Below are 14,397 nucleotides of genomic sequence, written 5' to 3'. Positions count from 1 at the left end.
GGGGAAGTGGGAAGGGGCTCCTGTCCTATCGGTTCGCGCCCTGACGAGGCGAGGGCTGTGGCTCGCGATGCGCCTTCTGACCCTTGCCGCCTGCCTCCTGCCCCTTGCCGCCGCGTCCCAGACGCGGCTGGTCGAGATCCTGAACGCGGACTTCGTGGAGGTCTCGTCGGACTCCGTCGCGGGGACGGTTCGGCGGCTGGAGGGGAACGTCCGGCTCCGGCAGGACACCACGTTCCTGCGCTCGCGCCGCGCCGTCTACTACGAGTCGCGCGGGGAGGTCGTCCTCGACGGCGCCGTCCGCGTGGTCTCGGGGCGCGACACGCTCACCTCGGACCGGCTCACCTACGACTCGACCACCAAGCGGTCCGTCGCCAACGGCACCGTCCGCCTCGGGGACGGGGAGTCCATCCTGCTCGCGCCGACGGCGACGTACGACGCGAGGGCCGAGGTGTCGACGTTCACAGGCGGCGGACGCATCCTGCACCGGGGCGCCGTGCTGACCTCGCCCGAGGGCACCTATTCCTCGGCCCGACGATTTGCGACGTTGAGTGGGCCGGTGACCCTCGACGACTCGACGGGCCGCCTCACCGCCGACCGGGGCACGTACGACGCCCGCGTCCGCCGCGCCGACTTCGTGGGGGGCGTCCGCCTACGGCGGCCCACCGACGCGCTCGACGCCGACTCGGTCGTCTACTTCCGCCGCACCGAGCGGGCCCGCGCCTTCGGCCGCACCGTTCTCCAGCGATTCGGGGACGAGGATGCCGCCGAGCCGGACTCCACGAGCCGCACGCTCCTGTTCGGCGACGCGCTCGTCTTCGACGGCCAGGCCGACACCGCCTCTGCGCGGGGCGGCGCCGACGGTGACCCGCTGGCGATCGTGATCCGCACCGACGACGAGGGCCGCCCCGACACCACGCTGGCGCGAGCGCCGCGCATCGACGCCGCCCGGCAGGTGGTCGGCGCCGACACGACCGACGTGGTGACGGCGGCCGGTGGCGTCCGCGTGTGGAGCGCCCGGCTGGCGGCGCGTGCCGACTCTGCCCGCTTCGTCCGCCTGCCCGACTCGCTGGGCCTGAGCCGCGACCGGCTGGCGCTGTTCGGCTCGCGCCCGTCCGTTTGGGCCGACGGCGCTCAACTCACCGGCGACAGCTTGTTTTTGGATTTGGTCGACGGCGCGCCGCAGTCGATCCGCGTCCTTGGCAGTGCGTTCGCCGCTCGCCTCGACTCCACGCTCGGGCGGCTCGCGCAGATCGCGGGCGTCCGGATGCGGGGCCGGTTCGAGGGCGACACCCTGCGGTCGCTGGGCGTGGGCCCGAACGCGCAGGCGGTCTACTACCGCGCCTCGGCCGACGGCCTGCTGGCCGGCGCCGACGAACTGTCCGCCGACACGCTTGTCTTTCGCTTTGCCGACGGCGACCTCCGCGAGCTGGCCGGCGACGGCGGCATCGTCGGGACCACGTATGGCGCCTCGGTCGTCCCCGACGACCCCCGCCTCCCGGGCTTCGCGTACGATGCCAGCGGGCCGACGCGCGCCGACGTGCTCGGGTCCGACTGGGAGGCGGAGTGGCTCGCTCGCGATGGCGCCCCGCCCCCCGACGCGACGCCCGAGTCGGAGGACCCCGCGCTCTCGACACCCGCATCCGACGACGACACCGGCCCGCCAGCCACCGACGGGACTCTCGAATGACTGACACCCCAGCCGACGACCCCCGACCCCCGAGCCCTGAACGCGGAGCCGAGCCGCCGCTCGTCTTGCGCGCCGAGGGCTTGGTCAAGCGTTACCGCCGCCGCACCGTCGTCGACGGCGTCTCGCTGCGCGTCGAGCAGGGAATGTGCGTCGGGCTGCTCGGCCCAAACGGCGCCGGCAAGACGACGACCTTTTACATGACCGTCGGGATGGTGCGGCCCGACGCCGGGGAGGTCTACCTCGGGCAGAAGGGCGGCCCCGAAAAACGGATCACGCGGATGCCGATGTACAAGCGGGCGCGCTTGGGGATCGGCTACCTCGCCCAAGAGGCGTCCGTCTTCGGCGCGATGACGGTCGAGGACAACATCCGCGCCGTCCTTGACTTCCAGACCATGTCGAAGCCCGACAAGGAGGCCCGCGTCGACGAGTTGGTCGACGAGTTCGGGCTGCAGACGGTCCGCCGGTCGAAGGGCCACCAACTCTCCGGCGGAGAGCGGCGGCGTACCGAGATCGCTCGCGCCCTCGCCACACGCCCCGGCTTCATCCTGCTCGACGAGCCGTTCGCGGGCGTCGACCCGATCGCCGTCGAGGACATCATGCGCATCGTGGCCGCGCTCCGCGACCGGGGCATCGGCGTGCTCATCACCGACCACAACGTGCACGAGACGCTGGCGATCACCGACCGCGCATACCTGCTCTACGATGGCAAGATCTTCGTCGAGGGCACGGCGCAGGAGCTGGCGGACAACCCGGAGGTCCGGCGCCGCTACCTCGGGGAGAGCTTCACGCTGGAGCGGTACGGGGGCTAAGCGTGCTCCGCAAGCCAGGCTGCGAGATCCTCTGAGGTCGATATGACCTGCTCGTGGGCTTCAAGGTCGGCGTGCATGGCGTCGTCGGGGTAGCCGCTTGGACGCCCGTTCTTCGCGCTGACGACCCACGAGTGGAGTGGGTCTTTAGGGCGGCCTCTCATCACAAACCGGGGGACGGCGTTGAGGACTCCCGCGACCGCGCCGTACGTCGCTCGTTGGCGACTCTTTTGGAGCGCGTAAAGAATGCCTGTGAGAGAGTCGGACATGTCGGTGCAGACGAGGAGCCCGAGTGTACACCCCGCCGGCTCGAACCGTCCGGAGTAGGACTCGGCGTGAAGGGCGAACCGGCGGGCGCGGCTCCCGTACGTTTCAGTCCCCGCTGAAACCTCTGCCCATGGCCGGCCTCGTCGTCATCCCCGCCCTCTCCGCCGACGCCGCGCGCGTCGAGGCCATCGCCGAGGCCCTGCGCGGGTTCGGGTTCGACGTCCACCGGACGGGCGAGCCCGTCGTGCTGGCGGCGACCGGCGTCGACGCCGAGTTCGACGTGCGCCACATCGCCGTGCTGCCCGACGTCAAGGACGTCGTCCGGATCACGAGCCCCTACAAGTTCGCGAGCCGGACGTGGCACCCCGACGACACGATCGTCGACGTGAACGGGCTGGCGGTCGGCGGGCCGGAGCTCGTCGTTATGGCCGGGCCGTGCTCGGTCGAGAGCGTCGAGCAGATCGAGGCGTCGGCGTCGGCGGTCGCGGCGGCGGGCGCGCGGATCCTGCGCGGCGGGGCCTTCAAGCCACGGTCGAGCCCGTACTCGTTCCAGGGGATGGGGGAGGAGGGCCTGCGCATCATGCGGACGGCCGCCGACCGCCACGACTTGCGCGTCGTCACCGAGGTGATGACCGAGAGCCAGCTCGCGGTCGTCTGCGAGTACGCCGACGTGCTCCAGATCGGCGCGCGCAACATGCAGAACTTCCCGCTCCTCAAGGAGGTCGGCCGCGCCGGGCTGCCCGTCTTGCTCAAGCGCGGCATGAGCGCGACGATCGAGGAGTGGCTGATGTCGGCCGAGTACGTGCTCGCCGAGGGCAACCCCGACGTGATCCTGTGCGAGCGCGGGATCCGGACGTTCGAGACGGCGACCCGCAACACGCTCGACCTCAGCGCGGTCCCCGTCGTCAAGCAGCTCTCGCACCTGCCCATCATCGTCGACCCCAGCCACGGCGTCGGGATCCGCGACAAGGTGGCGCCGATGGCGATGGCGGCCGTCGCGTGCGGGGCCGACGGGCTGATGATCGAGACGCACCCGAACCCGCCCGAGGCGCTCTCCGACGGCCCGCAGTCGCTGTACCTCGACGCCTTCGCGGCGCTGATGGACCGCGCCCGCCGCGTCGCCGACGTCGTCGACCGCACCATCCCCGAGGCGACGCCCGCGCTGGCGGCGTAGCCCGGCGGACCGCCCGTTCCAGACCGTCGGACGACGCCCCCAGGCCTTTCCGGGCACGGAGGGATGCGCGGCCGAACGGGCGTGCGCCGGCAACGAGGCCAGCCTGCAGACCCCGGTCCTCCGTCTCCGGTCCTCCGTCCCCATCGCGTGAGGTGTGCGGGAAACCGGGCGGACCGGGGACCGTGGGGCGTACGGTTGGCGTCTCACGCCGCAATCCCCCCAGCAGACCAGCCCCCCCTCTCTATGTGCGGAATCGTCGGATACATCGGCACCCGTGAAGCCAGCCCGTTGCTCGTCAAGGGCTTGCGCCGGCTCGAATACCGCGGGTACGACTCCGCCGGCGTCGCTGTCTTGAACGGCGACCTCAACGTCCGCAAGAAAGAGGGGAAGGTCGACGAGCTCGCCAAGCTGCTCGCGGCCCAGCCGCTGACCGGCACGATCGGCGTCGGCCACACGCGGTGGGCCACGCACGGGCCGCCGAACGACCTCAACGCGCACCCGCACACGGCCTCCGACGGGTCGTTCGCGCTGATCCACAACGGGATCATCGAGAACTACGCCTCCATCAAGAAGCGGCTCATCGACAAGGGCTACGCGTTCACCAGCGACACCGACACCGAGGTGCTGGCGTTCTTCGTCGAAGAGATCCTGCGCGAGACCGGCCTGGGCTTCGCCGAGGCCATCCGCCAGGCGCTCACCCAGGTCGACGGCGCGTACGGCATCGTGGCCGTCCACCGCGACGAGCCCGACCAGCTCGTCGTCGCCCGCAACGGGAGCCCGCTGCTGCTCGGCATCGGCGAGGGCGAGCACTTCGTGGGCTCCGACGCGAGCCCGTTCATCGAGTTCACCAAGAACGTCGTCTACCTGTCCGACGGCGAGATGGCGGTCGTCCGCCGCGACGGCTACGACGTGTTCGAGATCGACGGGGCGCCGGTCTCGAAGGAGGTCCACAAGCTGGAGTGGGACCTGGAGGAGATCGAGAAGGGCGGCTACGAGCACTTCATGCTCAAGGAGATCATGGAGCAGCCGGAGTCGCTGGAGAACGCGATGCGCGGGCGCGTCCGGCCCGGCGAGGGGCGGATCAAGCTGGGCGGGCTGGAGCCGGTGATGGACCGGCTGCGCAAGGCGGAGCGGATCGTGATCTGCGCGTGCGGGACGTCGTGGCACGCCGGGCTCGTCGGCGAGTACCTCATCGAGCGGCTCGCGCGCGTCAACGTCGAGGTCGAGTACGCCTCGGAGTTCCGCTACCGCGACCCCGTGCTCGACCCCGAGCGCGACGTGATCATCGTCATCAGCCAGTCCGGCGAGACCGCCGACACGCTCGCGGCCGTCCGCCAGGCGCAAGACGCAGGCGTCCTGGCGATCGGGCTCGTCAACGCCGTCGGCAGCACGATCGCGCGCGAGACGGACGCGGGCGTCTACCTCCACGCGGGGCCCGAGATCGGCGTCGCCAGCACCAAGGCGTTCACGGCCCAGGTCGCCGTGCTCGCCCAGCTCGCGCTCTTGCTCGGCGACGAGCGCGGCGTGCTCACCGACGACGAGCTCCGCACCCACACCGAGGCGCTGGCGGCCATCCCGGACCAGATCCGGACCGTCCTCGAGGGCGACGACCTGATCCGGAAGATGGCGCGCGACTACCGCTTCGCCAGCAACTTCCTCTACCTCGGGCGCGGCGTCAACTTCCCCGTCGCGCTGGAAGGCGCGCTGAAGCTCAAGGAGATCAGCTACATCCACGCCGAGGGCTACCCGGCGGCCGAGATGAAGCACGGGCCCATCGCGCTCATCGACCCGTTCATGCCGGTCGTCTTTATCGCGACGCGCGAGGCGACGTACGACAAGGTGGTCTCCAACATCGAGGAGACGGCCGCGCGCGGCGGCACCATCATCGCCATCACCGACGAGGGCAACGAGGGGCTGGGAGAGCTGGCCGAGTACGTGATCGAGGTGCCCAAAACCCTCGACGCCTTCGAGCCACTTCTCACCGTCGTCCCGCTCCAGCTGCTCAGCTACCACATCGCCGTGATGCGCGGGTGCAACGTGGACCAGCCGCGCAACCTCGCCAAGAGCGTGACGGTCGAGTAGCGACGGCGGAATGCATTGAGGGGAGATTTCGGGCGGCGTATCTCACGTCGCCGTCCCTCGATTCCCATGCGCCTTCTGCTCGCTCTCTTGAGTCTGGCCGTCGCCGGCTGCGACACCGTTCGCCCCGATGTCGTCCCGCTTGACGACGTGCTGGTGGTGGACGTGGTCGCCGCCGACCCGGCCGTCCCGCCGGCCCTCACGTTCGTGACGGAGGGCACGCCGGGCTGCGCGACGCCCGTCGCCTATCGGACCCGCGTGTCCCGAGACGTGCTGACGGTCGAGGTGAACGGGTTGGAGGTGCCGACCGGCCCGACCTGCCGGGCGTTGATCCCGTCGAGCTTCGCGGTGGCGGTTCCGACCACGACCGCGAGCGCTCTCGGCGTGGAGGTCCGGCACCGAGGCGTGACGGACCGCTACGAGGTGCGGCATGGAGAGGACGGGCTCGTGCTGGTGCCCGTCCGCACGTCGGCCACGCGCCCCGGCCCCCGCTGACGTGGTCCGCCCGACGCTCCTGCTCGCGCTGCTCACGCTCGCCGCCTGCGACTCGACAGACGACCTCCGCCCGATCCCGGAGGACATGCTGGTGGACCTCACCGACGACAGCCGCTTGCGCGTGACGACGGACAGCCACCACTACTGCGGGATCCCGATCTTTGTCGACAGCAAGGCGAGGCCGGCGGCTCTCACCGTCTTCGTGCGCGGCGCGGCCGTCGTGAGCGCCTCGTGCGATGCCCTGGTGCCCGGGGTGTGGACCGTCCAGATCCCCGCCGGGGACCCCGTCCAGGTCTCGATCCACCACCGGGGCGCCGTCGACCTCTACGAGATCGACCGGACAGACGACGGCCTGGTCCTCTCGGCGGTCCGCACTTCGACGACGCGGCTGGCGGACTAGGCGCGGTCCGGGCCGGCGGTAGCTTGCAGCAGACGCTCTCGCACCGATGATCAACCCCGACGCCCTCGACGCCCTCTACGCCCGCTATCAGGAGGTGCTCACCGCGATGTCCCAGCCGGACGTCGCCAGCGACCCGAAACAGCTGGCATCGCTCGGCCGCGAGATGTCGACGCTGGAGCCGGCCGTCAAGGCGGCGCGGACGTGGCAGGAGTTGGAGGCCGAGGCGAACGGGCTGCGCGAGATGATCGAGGCCGAGTCGGGCGAGATGGCGGAGCTGGCGGAGCTGGAGCTCGAAGAGGTCGAGGCGCGGCTGGCGTCGGCGCAGAAGGCGCTGGAAGAGGAGCTGGTGCCGAAGGACCCCGAGGACGCGCGCGACTCGATCGTCGAGATCCGGGCGGGGACCGGCGGCGACGAGGCGGCCCTCTTCGCGGGCGACCTGTTCGAGCTCTACCAGAAGTACGCCGCCGACAAGGGGTGGAAGATCGAGGTGATGGACACCTCGGAGGGCGCCATGGGCGGGTACCGCGACATCACGTTCGCGCTCAAGGGCAAGGACGTGTTCGGGCGGATGAAGTACGAGTCGGGCGTCCACCGCGTCCAGCGCGTGCCGGCGACCGAGAGCCAGGGCCGCGTCCACACCTCGGCGGCGACGGTCGCCGTGCTGCCCGAGGCCGAAGAGGTCGACGTCGAGATCCGGGCGCAGGACGTCCGCGTCGACGTGTACCGCTCGTCGGGGCCCGGCGGGCAGTCGGTCAACACGACGGACTCGGCGGTGCGCCTGACGCACGAGCCGACCGGGCTCGTGGTCTCGATCCAGGACGAGAAGAGCCAGATCAAGAACAAGGAGAAGGCCTACCGGGTGCTCCGCAGCCGGCTCTACCAGCTGGAGCTCGACCGCGTCCACAACGAGCGCGCGGCGGCCCGCAAGGAGATGGTCGGCTCGGGCGACCGCTCGGGCAAGATCCGGACCTACAACTGGCCCCAGGGCCGCGTGACGGACCACCGCCTGGAGGGCGACGACAAGAACCACCCCCTCCAGAACGTGCTCGACGGCCACCTCGACGACATCGTCCGGGCGCTCGCGCTGGCCGACCGCGAGGCGCGGATGGAAGCGGCAGCCTCGGGAGGGGAGTAGCCCCTCCGGGAACGCAGGACCGACAGAACGCGAGCACGCAGGCGGCACGCATCGCTTCGAGAGTCCGCTTGCGCACAGGCCCACTCTTCGCCCTCGCTTCGCCGCTGGCGGGCCCCTGGCCGGGTAGTTTCGTTGTTCGCCCTGCCCCGGGGCGTCCGGGGAGACATCCCGGCGCACCGCGGGCATACGACACTCACCGTATCCCACAGGGACACTATGGCAGACGCCACCGAAGCCACTGCGGCTTCCGGGTCGAACGACCCGATGTACGAGATGATGTACATCATCAACCCGGTCCTCAACGAGGACCAGACCAAGGACATCGTCCAGCGCGTGACCGCGTACCTCTCCGACAACGGCGCCCGCGTCGAGAACGTCGAGGAGAAGGGGAGCCAGCGGCTGGCCTACCCGATCGAGAAGAAGCGCAACGGCTACTACGTGGTCGTCAACTTCCGGCTGCCCGTCAGCGTCAACGGCGGGCTCGTCAAGATCGAGCGCGCGCTGACCATCAACGACGACATCATGCGCCACCTCGTCTTGCGCTACGACGCCAAGATGATGCGGCACTACGAGGCCCAGCGCGCCGGCAAGGACCTTCCCAAGATCGCGCCGCCCGTTCAGCGCGCCTAAACCGACTACCTACCATGGCTGAAGTCCAGAACTCCAACGGCGACGCCGTTGAGACCCCCCCCGACGCCGACGGCGTCGAGGTGACCAAGATCGAGGAGACCCAGGTCGGCGCCGCGCTCGAGAGCGCGTCCGTGCCCACCACGTCCGACGCGCCGACGGCCGTCGAGCAGGCCGCCGAGCAGATGGGCTCCGAGCCCGCCCCGCGCGCCGTCTCGCCCGAGGTCGCCAAGCGGCTCATCGCCGCCTCCAACCCGGAGGACCTCCAGCGGATCGCCGCGCCGGGCGCCCTGAGCGCGACGATGAAGTGCCCCTTCAAGGAGGCCGGCGTCGCCTACATCGACTACAAGGACGTCGAGACGCTCAAGCGGTTCGTCAACGAGCAGGGCAAGATGCTGCCGCGCCGGATGACCGGCGTGTCGGCCAAGTTCCAGCGCCAGCTCACGTCCGCCATCAAGCGGGCCCGGCAGGTCGCCCTGCTCCCCTTCGCCGCCGACAACGTCAAGTAAGTCGCTGGGGATCGGCTCGGGGCTCCGGCCCCGATGGTCCCCGACGACTGCATCACCGAGAACACCATGCAAGTCATCCTTACGCAGGATCACGACACGCTCGGCCTCAAGGGCGACGTCGTCGACGTGAAGAACGGCTACGGCCAGAACTTCCTCATCCCGCGCCAGCTCGCCGTCGTCGCCACGCCGTCGACGCGCAAGCGCTACGCCGAGGAGAAGCGGCAGGCCGCGCACAAGGTCGAGGCCGCTCGCGGCAACGCCGAGAAGCTGGCCGCCAAGCTCAACGGCATCGAGGTGCTCCTCCCCGTCCGCACCGGCGAGGAGGGCAAGATCTTCGGCACCGTCACGACGCAGCAAGTGGCCGACGAGCTCGCCACGCTGGGCTACGAGATCGACCGCCGCAAGATCTCGATGTCCGACGACGTCCGCACCACGGGCGAGTACACGGCGACCGTCCGGATCCACCCCGAGATCACGGCCGACGTGACCGTCAAGGTGGTCGCCGAGGAGGCGTCGGTCTAACCGACTCCGTCCGCAGGTCTCGCGCGGGGCGTCCTCTTCGGGGGGCGCCCCGCGCTCTGTTCTACACTATCGTTCGGGCCCGTCCCGTTGGCCGCCCATGCCCCGACTCCTCTTCCTGCTCGCGGCGCTCGTCGCCGTCCCCGCCTTCGCGCAAGCCCCCCGCACCGACGAGGTCGTGAGCTGGCGGGCCCGCGCCGAGACCGCGACGCCGGGCGGCCAGGCCCGCGTCGTGCTCGACGCCACCATCGCGCCCGGCTGGCGGCTCTACGCGCTGGGCTCGACGGTCGGCATCCCGCTCGTCGTCTCGCTCGACGCGCTCCCCGCCGGCGTCCGTGCTGTCCGGCTGGCGCAGTCCGAGCCCCGCGAGGGCTACGACCTAGCGTTCGAGGCGGCGTATCCGTACTTCGCCGAGTCGGCGCGTGTGGTGCAAGTGCTCGGGGTCGGTCGGAGCGTCCGGCCGGGGCGCCGCGAGGTCAGCGGGGCCGTGCGGTTCGCGGTCTGCGACGACCGGATCTGCCTGCCGCCCGCCAGCGTCCCGTTCCGCGTCCCCCTGGTGATCGAGTGATCCGCGGTTTGATCCTGGCCCTCGCCGCGCTCGCGGCCTGCGCCAGCCCCCCGTCGCCGTCGGCCCCGGCGCCCACCCCGGTCGCGCTCCTGGTCGACCCCGTCGGCCTGATGGCGGATGTGACGGCGCTCGCGGACGACGCGTTCGAGGGCCGCCGCGCCGGGACGCCCGGCGGCGACCGTGCCGCTGACGCCGTCGAGACCCGCTTGCGCCGGACGGGCGCGCGCCCCGCCTTCGCCGACGGCTACCGCCAGCCGGTCGTGCTCCCCCAGAGTGGGGTCGGGACCAACATCGTCGCGCGCGTCGAGGGCACCGTCTTCCCCCAGCAGGCGATCCTGGTGACCGCCCACTTCGACCATCTGGGCGTGGCCTCCGGGCGCGTCTACAACGGCGCCGATGACAACGCGTCCGGCGTGGCCACGCTCGCGGCGCTGGCGGATCACTTCCGCCGGAATCCGCCGCAGCACACGGTCTACATCGCCGCACTTGACGCCGAGGAACAGGGGCTGATCGGCGCGCAGGTGCTGGCGGCCGACCCGCCGGTCCCGCTCGGGTCGATTCTGGCCGTCGTCAACCTCGACATGGTCTCGCGCGGCGAGCTGTGGGCTGCCGGTGCCGCTCACTACCCGCACCTCGGGCAGCTGTTGCGCGACGCGCGCCTGCCGCTTCGGTTTGGCCACGACACCGGGGGCGGTGCCGAGAACTGGACCAGCGCCTCGGACCACGCGGCCTTCCATCAGCGCGGCGTCCCGTTCGTCTACTTCGGCGTCGAGGACCACGCCGACTACCACCAGCCGACCGACGACGCCGGCCGGATCGACCCCGAGACCTTCGCTCGCGCCGCCGACACCATTGTCCGCGCGGTCAAGGTCTTGGACGCCAGCCACGCGGCGCTCGTCGAGGGGCGGTAGGGAGACACGACAGGTAGGGGAATCGCTGCACGGGCATTCCGTACTGGGCAGGAGTTCTCGTTTTGGGACGCCCACGCGCGAGGTTGCCGCTCTTCCCCCCCGCGCGCATGTTCCGGATCGTCCTCCTCGCTGCCCTGGCCCTCGCCGCCTGCGACACGACGTACGCCATCGACGATGCGCTGGTCGCCGACGCCCCGGCCTGGGATGCGATGCTGGCGGCCGTTAACGACGCCCGCGCGAGCGGGGCCGTGTGCGGGAATGAGGCGATGGGCCCGGCCGCGCCGCTCGTGTGGGACGCCCGGCTCGAAGCCGCGGCCGAGCGGCACTCGCGCGACATGGCGGAGAACGGGCACTTCGACCACACCGGTACCGACGGGTTGAGTACCGGCGCCCGCGTCCGCCGCGCCGGCTACGACTGGCGCGCCGTCGGCGAGAACATCGCACGCTATCATCAGAACGTCGACGAGGTCGTCTCCGATTGGCTCGCCAGCCCGGACCACTGCCGGCAAATGCTGAGCCCTCGATTCGTCGAACTCGGGGCCGCCGAAGAGGACGGCTACTGGACCCAGGTCTTCGGCGTCCCCCGCTGATCCCGCCCGGGGTGCCCGGGGCCGCGGGAGGACGGAGCATCCTGCCCGATTCGACCCGCCGTCCCGGGCGATCCCGGGCTTGCGTGCCAGGCTACAGCCGGTGGAGCGAGCGGACCGCGCTGAGCAGTGGGCTGAGATCCTGGCGGGGGAGAGCCGGGAAGTCGAACGGGTCGGCCACCAGGGCGGTCGGGTCGATCATCCGGTGGAGCACGCCTGCTACGGCCGCCGCCAGCGCGCCGGTGTGGTAGCCGCCTTCGAGGGTCGCTACCACCCGGCCGCCGCACTCGGCATCGGCCACCTCCAGCACGGCCGTCGCCGCGTCCGCAATCCCGTCCACGCTCAGGCCGAGCCCTGCCAACGCGTCCAGGCGGTGCGCGTCGGCCCCGAACGAGAGCAAGACGAGGTCGGGCTGGTGGCGTGCCGCAAGCGGGGGGAGGATGGCGCGCAGGAGGTCGACAAGCTCGTCGCCCGTCCCGCCGGGAACGGGCACGTTCACCGTCGCCCCGTCGCCCGCTCCGACGCCGGCGTCGCCCACGTGGCCGCTCCCCGGGTAGAGGTCGGCCTGGTGCGTCGAGACGAAGAGGACGCTGGGGTCGTCATAGAACGCTTCCTGCGTGCCGTTGCCGTGGTGCACGTCGAGGTCGACGATCAGCACGCGCTCGGCACCGTGCGCCACCTGGGCGTGGCGGGCGGCAACGGCCGCGTTCGAGACCAGACAAAAGCCCATCGCTTGCGCCGGCCGCGCGTGGTGGCCTGGCGGCCGACCGAGCGCGAACCCGCTGGCGAACTCGCCACCCATCACCCTGTCGACAAGCGTCAGGAGGCCGCCGCACGCCTTGGTCGCCAGGCGGTACGAGGCGGATGTCGCGTACGTGTCGAAGTCGAGGTCGCCCCCGCCGGTCGCGCAGAAGGTCTCGAGGAGGTCGAGGTAGGCCGGGGCGTGGACCCGTTCGAGCGCCGCCCGGCTCGCGGGAGCGTTCGGTACCCGGGGGAGCGCCGCCAGCACGGGGTCGGCCGCGATCGTGGAACGGATGGCCGCCAGCCGCTCCGGCCGTTCCGGGTGCCCGGGCCGGGCGTGCCCAGCGTCGCCGTCCAGGATCGCGAGGCCCGTCACGGGTCGATGGCCTTGGGCAGGCACACGTAGGCCCGGTCGCGCCGGGCCGCGAGGGAATACGCCGTCGGCGCGTCGGCCGCCTCGCTCAGCTCGCGGACGGTCCCGTCACGCTCGAGGATGCAGATCGCTTCGCCGTCGGCGCGGTACGCCGCCACTCGCGCGGTGTCGGCGGCGACGTAGAGCCCGGCGTCGCGTGCGGCGTCGTGCGGCGACGAGAGCCCATCGGCGACCAGCCACCGTGCGGTCCGCTCGCGCCAGTCGGCCAGTTGCTCCGGCGTCGCGGGCGCGTCGAGTGGGGTCGTGCGAAAGAGGCGGCGGTCGACGAAGCGGTGCGCGAGGTCGGCCAGGATGCGGTCGTCGGAGGTCGCCCAGCGCTTGAGGCTGTAGAGCACGTCGGTGTCGTCGAGCGCAGTGAAGGCATCGAGCAGGGCGTCGTGGCCGTCGCTGGCGGGGTCGAGGTCGTCGGCCGTGGCCGATCCGCCCAGGAAGTAGGCCAGGCTGGGCGCCGTCGCGTCGAGGGCGGGGTCGGTCCCCCAGCGGTCCCGGGCGCGCTCGAACGCCGCGCGCAACACGTGGTCGGCCGCCAGCACGGTCTTGTGGAGGTAGACCTGCCAGTACATCAGCCGCCGGCTCAGCAGCACGTTCTCGACCGCGTACGCGCCCTTCGACTCGACGACGAGCCGCCCGCCGTGCACGCGCATGGTTTTGATCACGCGGTCGACGCCGACCACGCCCTCGGCCACGCCCGTGTAGAACGAGTCGCGGCGGAGGTAGTCCAGCCGGTCCATGTCGAGCTGGCTGGCAACCAGGCTGTGGAAGAACGGCCGGTCGTAGGTCCCGTCGAAGATGGCGAGGGCCGCCGCCAGCGCGCCGCCCATCCGCCGGTCGATCCGCGCCATCAACGCCCGGCTGAGTTGCTCGTGGCGGAACGGCTGGGCGCCAGGCGCCAGCAACTGGTGCTCTAAGGTGTGAGAGAACGGCCCGTGGCCGACGTCGTGGAGCAGCGCCGCCGCGAGCGCGCCCTCCACCTCGTCGGTCGCCATCACCGTTCCCTTCTCGCGCAGCGTGTCCAGCGCCTCGTCCATCAGCGCCATCGCGCCGATCCCGTGCTCGAACCGGGTGTGGACGGCGCCGGGGAAGACGAGGAAGCCCAGCCCCAGCTGGCGGATCCGCCGCAAGCGCTGCACCTCGGGCGTCTCGACGAGCGACAGAATCAGTCCCTTGGGGACCGTTACGAACCCGTGGACGGGGTCGTTGAACAAGGTAAACCGGCTCGGCACGGGCGCTCGGGTGGGGGAGGGGTGCACCCGCCCCGGCGCGCCGGGATCCCCGCGGCCAGCGCGGGGGCGTCGGTGGTTCCGTATGCCGAGTCTCTCTGGGTGTGCGTTGGGGAGATCCGCACGGTCAACGGCCTGGGGTGGAGCCGTTCGTTGTGTCTGCGGCTGTCGCTCTGCCCGATCCTCATTTCCGGTTCCCCGTTCGCCCAACCTGTGCCGGTAGCTTCCGGCCCCTCCCT

At 71.3% G+C, this 14,397-nt stretch carries 16 protein-coding genes; 13 read left to right on the top strand and 3 right to left on the bottom strand.

From position 1 onward, the window contains the following. The first annotated feature begins 67 nt into the window (after positions 1-67). The gene (locus ACLII4_RS13670) at positions 68-1,687 is read left to right on the top strand and encodes an OstA-like protein (protein WP_412067956.1); all 1,620 of its coding nucleotides are present in this window, start codon (positions 68-70) and stop codon (positions 1,685-1,687) included. After that, positions 1,684-2,496 carry an LPS export ABC transporter ATP-binding protein gene (lptB, locus tag ACLII4_RS13665; RefSeq protein WP_412067955.1) on the top strand — a complete coding sequence of 271 codons (813 nt, stop codon included), beginning with the start codon at positions 1,684-1,686 and terminating at the stop codon, positions 2,494-2,496. The genes ACLII4_RS13670 and lptB overlap by 4 nt, the downstream gene beginning before the upstream one ends. On the opposite strand, the gene ACLII4_RS13660 is transcribed toward lptB, so the two are convergent. After that, positions 2,493-2,762, bottom strand: coding sequence for a hypothetical protein (locus ACLII4_RS13660; protein ID WP_412067954.1), 270 nt, complete (start codon positions 2,760-2,762; stop codon positions 2,493-2,495). The two genes, lptB and ACLII4_RS13660, sit on opposite strands and share 4 nt — an antisense overlap. 128 nt (positions 2,763-2,890) lie before the next feature. On the opposite strand from ACLII4_RS13660, the gene aroF reads away from it, so the two are divergent. The 11 genes from aroF (at position 2,891) to ACLII4_RS13605 (ending at position 11,767) form a co-directional block, all read left to right on the top strand. Next, on the top strand, positions 2,891-3,934 hold the full coding sequence (aroF, locus tag ACLII4_RS13655) for a 3-deoxy-7-phosphoheptulonate synthase (RefSeq protein WP_412067953.1): 1,044 nt from the start codon (positions 2,891-2,893) through the stop codon (positions 3,932-3,934). Between the two features lie 243 nt (positions 3,935-4,177). Continuing rightward, positions 4,178-6,016: a glutamine--fructose-6-phosphate transaminase (isomerizing) gene (gene glmS / locus ACLII4_RS13650; RefSeq protein WP_412067952.1), complete on the top strand. Its 1,839-nt coding sequence runs from the start codon at positions 4,178-4,180 to the stop codon at positions 6,014-6,016. Between the two features lie 66 nt (positions 6,017-6,082). After that, complete coding sequence (locus tag ACLII4_RS13645; protein ID WP_412067951.1) at positions 6,083-6,508, top strand: hypothetical protein; 426 nt, start codon at positions 6,083-6,085, stop codon at positions 6,506-6,508. 1 nt (position 6,509) lies between these two features. Then, positions 6,510-6,908 (top strand): hypothetical protein, encoded by a 399-nt coding sequence (locus ACLII4_RS13640; RefSeq protein ID WP_412067950.1) that lies wholly within the window; start codon positions 6,510-6,512, stop codon positions 6,906-6,908. Between the two features lie 46 nt (positions 6,909-6,954). Further along, entirely contained in the window at positions 6,955-8,043 is a 1,089-nt protein-coding gene (gene prfA / locus ACLII4_RS13635) for a peptide chain release factor 1 (protein ID WP_412067949.1), read from the top strand. Positions 8,044-8,259: 216 nt separating this feature from the next. Then, positions 8,260-8,673, top strand: a complete 414-nt coding sequence (rpsF, locus tag ACLII4_RS13630) for a 30S ribosomal protein S6 (protein ID WP_412067948.1) — start codon at positions 8,260-8,262, stop codon at positions 8,671-8,673. A 236-nt stretch (positions 8,674-8,909) separates the two neighbouring features. Continuing rightward, the gene (rpsR, locus tag ACLII4_RS13625) at positions 8,910-9,179 is read left to right on the top strand and encodes a 30S ribosomal protein S18 (RefSeq protein ID WP_412063698.1); all 270 of its coding nucleotides are present in this window, start codon (positions 8,910-8,912) and stop codon (positions 9,177-9,179) included. 66 nt (positions 9,180-9,245) lie between these two features. Next, on the top strand, positions 9,246-9,701 hold the full coding sequence (rplI, locus tag ACLII4_RS13620) for a 50S ribosomal protein L9 (RefSeq protein WP_412067947.1): 456 nt from the start codon (positions 9,246-9,248) through the stop codon (positions 9,699-9,701). A 97-nt stretch (positions 9,702-9,798) separates the two neighbouring features. Next, positions 9,799-10,266: a protein-disulfide reductase DsbD domain-containing protein gene (locus tag ACLII4_RS13615; protein ID WP_412067946.1), complete on the top strand. Its 468-nt coding sequence runs from the start codon at positions 9,799-9,801 to the stop codon at positions 10,264-10,266. 8 nt (positions 10,267-10,274) lie between these two features. Beyond that, a complete protein-coding gene (locus ACLII4_RS13610) occupies positions 10,275-11,177 on the top strand; it encodes a M28 family peptidase (protein ID WP_412067945.1) in 903 nt (300 codons plus the stop codon). 107 nt (positions 11,178-11,284) lie between these two features. Further along, positions 11,285-11,767 (top strand): CAP domain-containing protein, encoded by a 483-nt coding sequence (locus tag ACLII4_RS13605; RefSeq protein WP_412067944.1) that lies wholly within the window; start codon positions 11,285-11,287, stop codon positions 11,765-11,767. A gap of 91 nt (positions 11,768-11,858) precedes the next feature. Here the strand turns inward: ACLII4_RS13605 and ACLII4_RS13600 are convergent, their stop codons facing one another. Together ACLII4_RS13600 and ACLII4_RS13595 are read right to left on the bottom strand one after the other, a co-directional pair. Next, positions 11,859-12,881: a histone deacetylase gene (locus ACLII4_RS13600; RefSeq protein WP_412067943.1), complete on the bottom strand. Its 1,023-nt coding sequence runs from the start codon at positions 12,879-12,881 to the stop codon at positions 11,859-11,861. After that, a complete protein-coding gene (locus ACLII4_RS13595) occupies positions 12,878-14,161 on the bottom strand; it encodes an HD domain-containing protein (protein ID WP_412067942.1) in 1,284 nt (427 codons plus the stop codon). Before ACLII4_RS13595 ends, ACLII4_RS13600 begins: the two co-directional genes overlap by 4 nt. Positions 14,162-14,397: the final 236 nt, after the last annotated feature.

Source organism: Rubrivirga aquatilis (assembly GCF_046845665.1).
Classification (GTDB): domain Bacteria; phylum Bacteroidota; class Rhodothermia; order Rhodothermales; family Rubricoccaceae; genus Rubrivirga.
Note: the sequence above shows the minus strand (reverse complement) of the source record. Positions and strands in the feature narration are given on the sequence as shown.

Bases quoted from the DNA above. Each gene is read 5' to 3' on its own strand.
- ACLII4_RS13670 (WP_412067956.1), top strand. From the start codon at position 68: ATGCGCCTTCTGACCCTTGCCGCCTGCCTCCTGCCCCTTGCCGCCGCG.
- lptB (WP_412067955.1), top strand. From the start codon at position 1,684: ATGACTGACACCCCAGCCGACGACCCCCGACCCCCGAGCCCTGAACGC.
- ACLII4_RS13660 (WP_412067954.1), bottom strand. From the start codon at position 2,762: ATGTCCGACTCTCTCACAGGCATTCTTTACGCGCTCCAAAAGAGTCGC.
- aroF (WP_412067953.1), top strand. From the start codon at position 2,891: ATGGCCGGCCTCGTCGTCATCCCCGCCCTCTCCGCCGACGCCGCGCGC.
- glmS (WP_412067952.1), top strand. From the start codon at position 4,178: ATGTGCGGAATCGTCGGATACATCGGCACCCGTGAAGCCAGCCCGTTG.
- ACLII4_RS13645 (WP_412067951.1), top strand. From the start codon at position 6,083: ATGCGCCTTCTGCTCGCTCTCTTGAGTCTGGCCGTCGCCGGCTGCGAC.
- prfA (WP_412067949.1), top strand. From the start codon at position 6,955: ATGATCAACCCCGACGCCCTCGACGCCCTCTACGCCCGCTATCAGGAG.
- rpsF (WP_412067948.1), top strand. From the start codon at position 8,260: ATGGCAGACGCCACCGAAGCCACTGCGGCTTCCGGGTCGAACGACCCG.
- rplI (WP_412067947.1), top strand. From the start codon at position 9,246: ATGCAAGTCATCCTTACGCAGGATCACGACACGCTCGGCCTCAAGGGC.
- ACLII4_RS13615 (WP_412067946.1), top strand. From the start codon at position 9,799: ATGCCCCGACTCCTCTTCCTGCTCGCGGCGCTCGTCGCCGTCCCCGCC.
- ACLII4_RS13605 (WP_412067944.1), top strand. From the start codon at position 11,285: ATGTTCCGGATCGTCCTCCTCGCTGCCCTGGCCCTCGCCGCCTGCGAC.